This is a genomic window from Clostridium sp. UMB9555A, assembly GCF_030222355.1.
GTDB lineage: Bacteria > Bacillota > Clostridia > Clostridiales > Clostridiaceae > Sarcina > Sarcina perfringens.
Genome location: NZ_JASORQ010000001.1, coordinates 420,281 through 432,147, shown reverse-complemented (window position 1 = coordinate 432,147; position 11,867 = coordinate 420,281). Strand labels below are relative to the sequence as shown.

Here is an 11,867-nt window from a genome sequence, read left to right as displayed (position 1 = left end):
TTAAATTAAATAGTCCTTTTAGACCTTAATATTAAAACTAAAAAACATAATTAGCAATATTATTATGTAAGTTCTATGTTTTTTACTTTTGCTTATTCTCCTTCCCAAAATACGTGGAGGCAAAATTCTTTCAAACCTTACCCTGTGGATTACCCCAATTAAACCAATTAACAATTTAAGTATTTTTCTTATTAAACTTAATGTTAAAAGTACAAATTAATAATTTAGTAACCCAGGCTTAAAAATCATAGAACCTTCTCCTTAGATTTTTAAGCTTGGAGATTTATACTAATTTTCTATTACAAGGTTAGCAATTTCTTCATAATTATTCAAATCAACAACTCTAACTCCCTCTAAAGATAAGCTAACATCACTAGCAACTCCTATAAGCTTTTCCTTTGGAGTTATTATTTTCTTACTAATACCTTGTCTATATACTTCAAGCTTTCTATATTTGCTCTTTTTATAACCTTCTATTATTATAAAATCGAAATCTTCAACTTGCTTTATTAACTCTTCTAGAGGAATTTCTTCTTGAACTTCTCTTATAAGAGCCATTCTTTCCCTTGAGGAAATTATCACTGCTTCAGCTCCAGCTTTTCTATGACGCCAAGTATCTTTTCCCTCTTTGTCTATATCAAAGCCATGAACATCATGCTTTATAGTAGCAACAGTATATCCTCTATTTTTAAGCTCTTTTATAAGACCTTCTATTAAAACTGTTTTTCCTGTATTAGAACATCTAGCAACTACATTCACAATCTTAGCCAAAGCCTTTTCCTCCTAATTATAACTTTAATTTATTATTTTCTAAATTAAAAATTACATACTTATATTAAATAAATTTAATTATAATTTATATTAATATGTGTACTCTAAATTTTCTTTTATATTGAAGAAATCTGCATAGTCAATTTCAAATAATGGTTTTTTAACCTTTGATACGTGTATCTTCTCTTTTATAAGTTGAGTTAAAACACCTGCATAAGATAAATCACCTTGAATTATAGCTCCATAAATTTTTCCATCCTTATGGATTATCTTTTTATAATTCTCTCCTGAAATATCAATTTCTTCTGTATAAGAATCATCTGGAGCATTAACAACGCCTAAAGACATTGTTGTAAGTCCTAAGAAATTCATTGTATTCTTACTTCCAAAGAAATCTTCCATGAATATTTCATTACCAACCATATTGTTTGCTGCTATTATACCTTCTTTTACAGCAGTTGGCCATATAGGATTTCTTCCAGTGATATCTCCAGCTCCATAAACATCTCTTGCATTAGTTTCGCCTTTTTCATTTATTATTAATCCAAATCTATCTGTTTCTATAGAACTATCTTTTAAGAATGCCACATTTGATCTAACTCCAGTTGCAACTATTATAAGCTCGCAAGGAATTTCTTCTCCTGTATTTATAAGTAATGCCTTTGGATTTTTATTTTCATCAATTAAAACTTTTTCCGCTCTAACTCCAAGTTTTAATTTAACTCCAGCATCTTCAAATCTCTTTTCATATTTAGAAGAAGCATATTTATCAAGTTGAATTGGAAGAACTCTGTCCCCCATTTCAACTAAAGTAACATTTAAATTTTTAAATGCAAGTCCTGCTATGGCATCTATTCCAACAAGTCCTGCTCCTAAGACAACTACGTTTTTAACTTTTTCTGCCTCTTCCTTTATTTTAATAGCATCCTCTAAGTTTCTTAATCCAACAACATTTTTAGCTTCTCTTAAATTCTCTACTGGAGGAATGAAAGCTGAAGCTCCTGTTGCTAATAATATCTTATCATATTTTAAGCTCTCTCCATTTGAAAGAACTATTACATGCTCTCTATCATCTATAGATTTAACTTCTAAACCTTTTTTCCACTCTATGTTATATTTTTCAAAGAAATCTCTATCTGTAAAATCTAAAGCCTCAATATCTCTGTGGCCACTTATGTAATGATGTAATATACATCTTGAATAAACATTTTCGTCCTTTGAAACTAATATTATTTCTGCATCTTTGTCAAGTTCTCTAAGTGTTTTTGCTCCACTTATTCCAGCAGCTGATGCCCCCACAACAATATATCTCATATTATTCTTCTACCTCCTCTAAAGTTATTGCTCCCATTGGACATTTTGCAACGCATTGAGGAGTTTTTTCTTTTGTACTTGCACACATATCACATTTCATTATGTATTTATTCATTTCATGTTCAGCTTTTAATACTCCATATGGGCAAGCCATTACACACATAAAGCAACTTGCACATCTTGATTTATCATAAGTTACAAAACCAGTTTCCTTATCTTTCTTCATAGCACCACTCATACAAGTATAAACACACTCTGGTCTATCACAGTGTCTACAGAAAATAGGAGTGTATTTTCCTTCACTTGTTATTGTGATTCTACTTCTTGTATCCTCTGAATCATGAGAAACTATACAAGCAGTTGTACATGTTAAGCATCCCACGCATTTATCTCTATTGATTTTTATTCTTTTCAAAGTAATCCCCTCCTATTTTCTAACCTTTTCTATATTAACTTGAACTGTCTTATATGAAGGCTCCTTAGAATAAGGATCAAATACAGATGGTGTTAATAAATTTGTTTCTATATAATGTATTGGAGCATATAAATCTTTTTCTTTAAGATTATCAGTTAATCTTGCTATGAATTCAGATGTATGCCCATTTGATGAATGAATTAAAACTTCATCATTTTCTTTTATATTAAGTCTTTCTGCATCTTTTCTATTTATATCTACATAAGCCTTTTGTGAAACTATATTAGTTACAGCTTTTATTTCTCTAGTTCTAGTATGGGTATGCCATTGTCCTACAGTTCCTCTACCAGTGTTTAAGTTAAATGGGAATTCTTCATTTGTAGCATTTGGATTTTCAGTTACATCTTCAAAAATAAGCTTAGCTTTTCCACTTGGAGTATAGTATTTTCCATCTTCAAATAATCTTCTTTCATCAGATTCTAATTCTTTCCCTTCTCTACAAGGCCATTGAACTCCCTTAGAATCTCTTAATCTCTCATAAGATACTCCTGTAATATCACAAGGCATTCCTTTACTACATTCTCTTAGAAGTTTGAAAGCATCCTCTGGAGTTCTCCATTTGTCTAGAAGACTTCCCATTCCTAATGCTTCTCCAATACCTAATAATATTTCATAATCGCTTAATTCATCTTCTTCCTTCTCTAAAACAGGAACTAAAGCTGAAAGTCTACGTTCAGTATTTATTAAGAACCCTTCTTTTTTAATAGCTGGAACTGAAGGTAAATATAAATCACATTCTTCTGAACTATCTGTATCTTCATAAATATCTTGAACTACAAAGAAATCTAGGTTTTTCATAGCTTTTTTAAACTCTTCGTTGTTACTAAATGAATGTCTAGGGTTAGTACAAACTACCCATAGTCCTTTGATTTCCCCCTTATTTATTCCTTTTATTATTTGCTCATAATCTAAAGTTGGTTTAGTTGGAAGCATATTTTCATCCATGCCTAATATATCAGCAACCACTTTTCTTCTCTCTTGATTATTGTATTCTCCACCACCATAAAGAGCAGTTGTGTTACTGAACATTCTTGATCCCATGGCATTACATTGTCCTGTTAAAGAGTTAGCTCCTGTTCCTTCTCTTCCCATATTTCCTGTGATTAAAGCAAGATTTATAATGGCTTGAGCAGTTCTAACAGCTTCATAACTTTGATTAACTCCCATTGTCCACCAGAATGAAACCCTCTTTCCTTCGTGGATTATTTTTGCAAGTTCTAGAACTCTCATCTTAGAGATTCCAGTTCTTTCTTCAACATCTTCTAATGTATATTTCTTCACATGTTCTTTGAAATCTTCAAAACCTTCTGTATAATTATCTATATAATCTTGGTCTATCCATCCTTTTTCTATAAGAACATTTGCTAAAGTATAGAAAAGAGCTAAATCTCCCTTAGTTTTTATATCAATCCACATATCTGAATTCATAGCTGTCTCAGACTTTCTTGGATCTATAGTAATTATTTTAGCATCCTTATTTTTTCTAACTCTTCCCCAAGCTATTGGATGAGCTATAACTGGGTTTGCTCCAATAAAGAATATAGTATCTGAAAGCTCTAAATCTTTTAAAGTATATGGAGGTGCGTCAAATCCAAAACTTTGTTTATAAGCTACAACTGCTGATGCCATACAAAGTCTTGTATTACCATCTCCATTTATACCCATGTAACTTCTTCCTACATGACCTAAAAGAGCCATTTCCTCTGTTGGTAATTGACCTGTACTTATGTAAGCTACACTTTCTTTGCCATACTTTTCTTGAATAGCTGTCATTTTACTAGCAAATATCTCAAAAGCTTCTTTCCATTCTATAGCTTTTCTTTCTCCATCTTTCATTTTAAGTAAAGGCTTTTTAGAACCATTAAACTTAGTGCATTGTTTATCTAAATTAAGTCCTTTTATACAAGAAAATCCCTTATTAACTGGATAATGTGGAGTTGGAACTACTCTTTTTATCTTTCCATCCTCTGTGTAAAAATCTAAATTACACGCAAGAGCACAATAGTTACAAGTAGATTGTATTCTTTTCATACTTTTTTCCTCCGTTCACAAACATAACTTTGTTAAAAATTTATCATACTAATTTGAATTATATCATTATATTTCCCATAATAATATGATAATTATCACGCTTTTTAACTGCATTTTAAATTATTTTAATTTTCTTTGTTAAAACTTTTTTTCTTAATCTAAAATTTATTCTTCTTTATTTATAATACTTATATAAATCAAAATATAGATATATTTTTTCAATCTATATTTTCAATAAATATACACATATTTTTTTTATTTTTTATTCTGTCCTTTAAATTTAAAACTTAACTAAGAAAAGGTACTATGAATTAATTATAGTACCTTTCACTAAAATAACAAATAAATTATACACTTATTTCTTAATTATATCTTTAATTTTTATTTAAACAATAAATAAACTGAATAAATTAAAGCTAATACTCCAATTACTTTTAAATAACTTTCATAAATATCAGCCATATTGTCACCACTAGAGTCTTTCAAAGAAAAAATATGCTGAACCTCAAAAACAAGATTAGTAAACTTTATGCACATAGTTCCTACTATACCCAAAACTATTGTTGAAATAATATTTGAAAAACTTAAATTTCTAAAGTTTGTTGTACATGCAATTAAAACGCCTGCTAAATATATAGTAAAAATAGCTTTTTCTAAAAGACTTTTTAATTTTTCTTTTCTTATTAAATTACTTTTTGCCTTATTTTTAAGGGCTTCATAATCTTCAAACTCTTTACTTAAGCAATCACCATTTTTACAAAGCAAATTTTCATCCTCATTAACTTCTCCACATCTTTTACATATTTTCATATAAACACCCCCTGTTACTTAATTTTATAATATAAATCCTCATTGTAATTATATTCCTACTTAATTTAACACTATATTTACTTACTCAAAATTTTTTAATTTCTTTATAAAAAATAAAGTATCTAAAGAATATAAATAAACTTAATATTTATAAATACTCTAAAGATACTTTTTGTATTTAAACTATATTTTAAGCATAATAATTTTATAAAATCTTAAATTTACATAAGTTTTTTACTAAAAACTCCATCTAAATTTAATTGAGCTACTCTCTTTTGAATTTCATCCTTATCTATTGTATAAAGTCCTAACTCTTTCATTCTATTAAAGTAAACTGAACCTGCAAAGGTATATCTATTTTTCTTTCCTTCTCTAGATTGAGATTCTTCATTAGCAAAGGCTATTATATCTCCTAAAACTGTTGCTCTTGGAAGAATCAAATAAGGAATTCCTAAAGCATGCCTTACTGCATTGTGTCCAGCTAAAGTACCTGTAACTATAGCCTCTGTATGTCCAACAAAAAGTCCTGATTTTTCTCCTGCACAGAATAAATTAGTAACTCCTTTAACCTTCATATTATCATCTCTTGGAGCCACTGATAAGTATCTTATAGAGTTACCCTTTCCACCTGCATATGGATCAACATACTTAGCATTTTCAAGTCCTTTAATCTTTCTAAGCTTTTCGAGAGGATAATAAGTAGTCATAAGCTTAGCATGTCCAGTATCTAATAAAACAACATTTTCTGCAAACTCCTTAAGAGCATATTGCTGACAAACCTTTGTATTTAATTTATCGTAATTAATATCTTCTTTTGGAATCTTAAGGACAACACAGCCTTTTTCATCAAGTTCTTTTCTTATCTCCTCTGAAAGAGTTTCTTTTGCAAGTTTACATGAACCACTAAATGCTCCTAGTTCATCCCCAACCCTTTCTCCTTGTATATCTTCAACTCCGCATCTTGAGCTTATGCTTATTCTAGGACCAAAGGAAGGGCATCTTAAAATACACATAGAGCATCCGTTACCATATCTTAAGCAATTTCCCATAGGTCCTGTTGAACCAGTAGTTTCAATGAAAACATCTCCTGGATAATATTGTCCATCACTTGTATAAACTCCTAAAATTTTATTATCTTCTTGTTTTATATCAATAATTCTAGAAACCATTTTTGTTTCAATTCCTAGACTTTCTACATATCTCTTAACTTCTCCCTCAACTAAATTAACATCATAAAGCCAAGCATGTTCATGTCCAGGAAATGGTATATCCTTGTGTCTACTAACCTTATCAGTTATATTTATTAAATCTCCGCCTCCCATAGCTATTAATTCCTCAGAGGCTGTATATCTTCCATTATTCCTCATTATTCCGCCAACATTACCAAGTCCTAATAATAAATCTGTCTTTTCAAAAAGAACTACATCTGCCCCCATTTTTTTTGCTTCAATAGCAGCTGCAACTCCTGACCATCCACCGCCAATAACAACAACCTTCATAAAAACTCTCCCTTCTATAAATTAATCTTTATTAAATGAATCTTCTATCTTCAAATATTTTTCTAGGATCACTTTGTACCTTACAAAGTCTTTTTACCTTGTGACCAGCAAACCTAGCTGTACAGCTTCCACATACCCCTTCTCCGCAGCACATTTTAGCATTATTACAACAAGATACTTTTGTAGATTCATCTTTCAAATCATTTAAATATTCTATAAGTTTATAAGTTAATATATCCGCTCCAGCACAATGGATTAAATCCCATTGTCCATTTTTAATAACTTCCTTTGCTTCATTTGATATTTCACCCTTGTTAATTAAATTCATAGGAATATACTGAACATCGTATCCCTCTAAATATTTTTCTATATAACTTTCTTTAAAAGGTGACTTATCTAAAAGAATCTTAACCTTATTTCCTTCATTAGCTAACTTTTTAATAACTGGTACAGCAGGAGCTAATCCAATTCCTCTACAAAGTACAAGGACCTCTCCATTCTTAGTTGAATCTATATTTTTTATTCCAAAGACTCCATTAAAATAAGGCCCTCTTATAGTTATTTCTCCTTTAACCTCAGTATTTAAGAGCCTCTTAGTTTTTATTCCCCTAACCTCAATAAGTACTTTTATTATATTTTTATCAGCATCAGATTCTAAAATAGATATAGGTACATCAAAAAACGGATTATCATTAGTTCTTATAAATATAAACTTACCTGGTCCAAGTAAATCAATACAAAGTTTATGAGGTGCCCTAAACTCTATAAATAATAATCCTTCTTCAACTTCTACGGCATCTATGACATCACAAGTAAAAGTTTTTCTACCTTCCTTAGCTTTAAATCCATTACTTGCAAATTCTTCATATATGCAAACCCCTTTCCAATTTACACAATCACAAAAACACTTTCCGTGAAGTTGAGAACAAAGTATGCATTCTCCTTCTTCTGCTAAGTGACAAGGACAAAATTCCGTACCAGCATCTATACAATCAATTACTTCATAATCCATAAAAACCCTCCCATTTGAATTCTTACTATTAAAATATCCCTGAGAGATTAAAAATGTTACAAAATTTCTTTAATAAATAATTAATCCTTAAAATATTTTCTAAAATTATTTTAAATATAGAACTTTAAATTCCTAGTATTAAAGCTATTAAGCATTTATATATAACAAAATAATATATTTTATAAACTTTTAAAAAAATCAAAGGTGTTATATTAAAATATCAATATAACACCTTTGATTTTAAGAATAATTGGCTTTAACATATTCATAAACTCTTTCAGTGGCTTCCCACCTAGTTGGACAATTTAAAACTACTATGATTATATTTCTTCCATTATGATCTACAGAACTTACCAAACATTTCCCTGCCTGACCAGTATAACCTGTTTTTCCTCCATTGGCATTAGGTAATCTCCAAAGCATTTTATTTATATTGCTATAACTTCTAGTAAAATTATATTTTTCAGCCCCTACTTCCTTAGTTCCTGATATCTCTCTAAAGAAAGGCTCTTCCATAGCTTTTGACATTAAAACCGCTAAATCATAAGCAGAGGAAAAATGCATTTGGCTATCTAATCCATGAGGAGATTGAAAGTTTGAATCCTTAAGACCTAACATTCTAGCAAAATCATTCATAAGTATAGAAAAGTTCTCTATACTACCTCCAATATGCTCTGCAATAGCTATGGCAGCATCATTTCCTGACTTGTACATAAGTCCAAAAAGAAGTTCTCTCATTGTAACTTTTTCTCCAGCCCTAAATCCAACTTTTGATCCTCTAATACTTGCTGCAGTTTTAGATATTGTAACCTCTTCATCTAAGTCAGAATAATTTATGGCAACTAAAGCAGTTAATATTTTAGTGGTACTTGCCATAGGTACATTTCTAAAAGCATTCTTTTCATATAAAATCTTTTTATTTTTAGAATCATAGGCAATGGCAAAATGTGCATCAGGAGTAATGTCCTTGCACTGCTTTCCATATCCATCTTTTATATCCATAGTCTCTACTGAAGCTTCCTCTGGAATACAACTTTCCTTTCCAAGAACAATAACATTAGAGCATATAGATATTGTTATTAAAAAAAACATAAGAATTGAAATCTTCTTTTTCATAAAATATCTCTCCTTAAACTAAGCTTTTTTATCTATGAAACCTTCTTTTATTAGCTTTCCATTTTATAAATTTAATAACCTAGTATATTTTTGGATAATTAAAGCTATTATTGTCAATAATGTATAAATGGTAAGGAGGTTTATGAAGTGCTGAAGTTTTTTTTATTATTTTTATTATTAATACTTTTAGTTTTATTGTTTTTTCCAATCAATTTAAAATTCAAATTAGTATTTTCAGAGAAAGATTTAAAGATTAATTTTTATAAATTTGAAATATTATCTTTAAATAAAATATTAGGAGCTCATAAAGAAAAAAAAGAAATTTCAAAAAAAGGAAATAAAGACACTAAAATAAAGAAATCTTCTAAAAAGAAAAGAACCTTTTTGAAACCTCCATCTAATCTTACCATTATGAAATTAATAAAATTACTAACTAAAAGTAAGTTTAAACCTTCTTTAAAAGTTGTATTAGATTTAAATTTTTCAACTGAAGATGCAGCTTTAACTGCTATCTTATATGGATTTATTCATCAAATTTTATCTTTGATATACACACAGTTATATTACTTTTTTAAACTAAAAAAGTTTACTGGAAACATAAATCCTAAATTTAATAATGAAAATTACTTATTTTTTGAAGTTCAAGGTATAATAACCATAAATTTTGCTCAAATTATATATATAGGATTTCTTTACTTATTAAACTTCAAGAAGTTATAAATATTATTTTTAATAGAGTTTAAAATTTTAGGAGGTTTGTACCATGATAAACTCAAATCACCCAATAGAAAATCTAATGGGTACAACAATGGAAAACATAAGAGACATGATAGATGTTAATACTGTAGTTGGAGATGCCATAGAAACTAGAGATGGAAGTTACATAATTCCAATATCAAAAGTTTCCTTTGGATTTGCTTCAGGAGGCTCAGAACTTCCAAATAAAGAATGTGAAAAAATAGATGATAGATTTGCCTTTGGTGGGGGCTCTGGCGCTGGTGTTAGTGTAAAACCAGTTGCTTTCTTAGTTCTTAAAGGTGATTCTGTAAGGCTATTACCTGTAAACCAAACTAATACTTATGACAGAATAGTTGATAATATCCCTCAAATAATTGAAATATTTAAGGATATGGGCAATAAAAAGTGTAAAGACAAAAAAGAAGATTCTAATTTTTGTGATTAAAGGCCTGCTATAGCTTTATTAACTCATTTAAATAGTTTCTTAACTATTCCTGATTTTATTGAAGAGTTAAACATTATAAATACCCTCTAATGCAATAAAATCAACCAATCAAACTCCATAATAAAACAACCTAAAACCTAAAAAATAAAATTCTTACTTCGCAGGGAGTAAGAAATAGAAACTTTATAATTTAATGAGTTAATTTGCTATTTAAATAATAAAAGGTAGAGAATAATTAATATTCTCTACCTTCTTAATTTATATAAACAAATCATTATACTAAATTCCTTAAATCATACTATTTTACTTTTTATAATCTAGTATTAACTACTCTTCTACTATGGCAGAAACCTCATCATTTTCTTCAAATAATTCTATAGATGGAAGATCTCCTAAATCATTTAATGCAAAATGTCTTAAAAATTCATCTGTAGTTCCATAAAGTATAGGTCTTCCTGGAACTTCTAATCTACCAGTTTCCTCAACTAAATTTTTTTCAACAAGTCTCTGTATAGCACTTTCGCTTTTTACTCCTCTTATCTCATCTATCTCTACTCTAGTAATAGGTTGTTTATAACATATTATTGCTAAACTTTCTAAAGAAGCCTGAGATAATGATTGTCTAACATTCCTTTTTAAAAGTTTTTGAACATATTCACTATTTTTTGTTTTAGTAACTAACTGATAAGTTCCATTTAAACTAATAATTTTTATTCCTCTTGAACTATCTCCATTGTATATATTCATTAATTCTCTCATTAAATCTTCTACATATTTAAAATCTTCTTCTACTATTCTACATATATCTTTTAAAGCAAGAGGTTCTCCACTAACAAATAAAAGAGATTCTATAATAGACTTAAGCTCGTCTTTTTTAGATATTTCACTAAATTCTATTTGATTTATATCACTCATTTACTATCACCTTCTCCATCATAATCTCACCAAAGTTTTCATATTGGACAACTTTAACTTCACTTCTTTTTATAAGTTCAAGCATTGCCATAAACGTAACAACTACTTCTAGCTTACATTCACACTGTGGTATAAACTCTGAAAATCTAACAATGCTCTTTTCATTAAGCTTATCCCTTAAGAAATTAATTTTATCAGTAATTTTATATTTATCTACACTTATCTTTTTCTCCATGACATTTACATTTTGTTTTTCACCGTAAATTCTCATAAGATTATTATAAAGCTTATAAAGATCAAGCATAGTTATATTTTTAAAGTAATCTTCATCAAGTTTGTTGTCCACTTCAACCTCAATAATTTCAGCTTTCTTTGTAAATACTTCTCCAGTAGAAAGTTCCCTTTCTCTTAAATAAGCACTTATTTTCTTAAACTTTTTATACTCTTGAAGTTTTTCCATTAATATTTTCTGAAGATCTTCCTCACAAGTCTCATCTTCAACTTTAACTTTAGGAAGTAATGATTTCGATTTTATTTCTATTAAAGTAGCTGCCATAACTATAAACTCTGAAGTTATTTCTAAATCAAGTTCCTTCATTAAGGCTATATATTCTAAATACTGTTTTGTGATTTCATGAATCTTTATCTCAGTAATACTCATTTCGTTTTTTTTGATTAAATGCAAAAGCAAATCAAAAGGTCCATCAAAGTTTTTAAGTTTGATAATTGGCATTTCCATAG

The 11,867-nt window shown here is 28.9% G+C and carries 12 protein-coding genes and 1 riboswitch; of the genes, 2 read left to right on the top strand and 10 right to left on the bottom strand.

Going from position 1 to position 11,867, the window contains the following annotated elements; translation table 11 throughout:
- Positions 1–81 precede the first annotated feature (81 nt).
- A riboswitch (molybdenum cofactor riboswitch) is annotated at positions 82–293 on the bottom strand.
- From mobB to QP548_RS01950, 8 genes are all read right to left on the bottom strand, one after another.
- The gene (gene mobB / locus QP548_RS01985; protein WP_061428833.1) at positions 289–771 is read right to left on the bottom strand and encodes a molybdopterin-guanine dinucleotide biosynthesis protein B; all 483 of its coding nucleotides are present in this window, start codon (positions 769–771) and stop codon (positions 289–291) included. It overlaps the preceding riboswitch by 5 nt.
- Positions 772–861: 90 nt before the next feature.
- Entirely contained in the window at positions 862–2,085 is a 1,224-nt protein-coding gene (locus QP548_RS01980; protein ID WP_061428834.1) for an NAD(P)/FAD-dependent oxidoreductase, read from the bottom strand.
- 1 nt (position 2,086) lies between these two features.
- Entirely contained in the window at positions 2,087–2,500 is a 414-nt protein-coding gene (locus QP548_RS01975; protein WP_061428835.1) for a 4Fe-4S dicluster domain-containing protein, read from the bottom strand.
- Between the two features lie 12 nt (positions 2,501–2,512).
- A complete protein-coding gene (locus QP548_RS01970) occupies positions 2,513–4,591 on the bottom strand; it encodes a molybdopterin-dependent oxidoreductase (protein WP_061428836.1) in 2,079 nt (692 codons plus the stop codon).
- Positions 4,592–4,972: 381 nt separating this feature from the next.
- Positions 4,973–5,401, bottom strand: coding sequence for a hypothetical protein (locus QP548_RS01965; RefSeq protein ID WP_061428837.1), 429 nt, complete (start codon positions 5,399–5,401; stop codon positions 4,973–4,975).
- A gap of 221 nt (positions 5,402–5,622) precedes the next feature.
- Complete coding sequence (locus QP548_RS01960) at positions 5,623–6,900, bottom strand: FAD-dependent oxidoreductase (RefSeq protein WP_061428838.1); 1,278 nt, start codon at positions 6,898–6,900, stop codon at positions 5,623–5,625.
- A gap of 31 nt (positions 6,901–6,931) precedes the next feature.
- Positions 6,932–7,912, bottom strand: coding sequence for a sulfide/dihydroorotate dehydrogenase-like FAD/NAD-binding protein (locus tag QP548_RS01955; protein WP_061428839.1), 981 nt, complete (start codon positions 7,910–7,912; stop codon positions 6,932–6,934).
- 240 nt (positions 7,913–8,152) lie between these two features.
- Positions 8,153–9,028 (bottom strand): D-alanyl-D-alanine carboxypeptidase family protein, encoded by an 876-nt coding sequence (locus tag QP548_RS01950; RefSeq protein WP_061428840.1) that lies wholly within the window; start codon positions 9,026–9,028, stop codon positions 8,153–8,155.
- A gap of 147 nt (positions 9,029–9,175) precedes the next feature.
- On the opposite strand from QP548_RS01950, the gene QP548_RS01945 reads away from it, so the two are divergent.
- The gene (locus QP548_RS01945; protein ID WP_061428841.1) at positions 9,176–9,748 is read left to right on the top strand and encodes a DUF2953 domain-containing protein; all 573 of its coding nucleotides are present in this window, start codon (positions 9,176–9,178) and stop codon (positions 9,746–9,748) included.
- Between the two features lie 43 nt (positions 9,749–9,791).
- Complete coding sequence (ytfJ, locus tag QP548_RS01940) at positions 9,792–10,211, top strand: GerW family sporulation protein (RefSeq protein ID WP_003469027.1); 420 nt, start codon at positions 9,792–9,794, stop codon at positions 10,209–10,211.
- Between the two features lie 327 nt (positions 10,212–10,538).
- On the opposite strand, the gene scpB is transcribed toward ytfJ, so the two are convergent.
- Both scpB and QP548_RS01930 read right to left on the bottom strand, forming a co-directional pair.
- Positions 10,539–11,126 (bottom strand): SMC-Scp complex subunit ScpB, encoded by a 588-nt coding sequence (gene scpB / locus QP548_RS01935; protein WP_061428842.1) that lies wholly within the window; start codon positions 11,124–11,126, stop codon positions 10,539–10,541.
- Positions 11,119–11,865 carry a segregation/condensation protein A gene (locus QP548_RS01930; protein ID WP_061428843.1) on the bottom strand — a complete coding sequence of 249 codons (747 nt, stop codon included), beginning with the start codon at positions 11,863–11,865 and terminating at the stop codon, positions 11,119–11,121. Before QP548_RS01930 ends, scpB begins: the two co-directional genes overlap by 8 nt.
- Positions 11,866–11,867 lie beyond the last annotated feature (2 nt).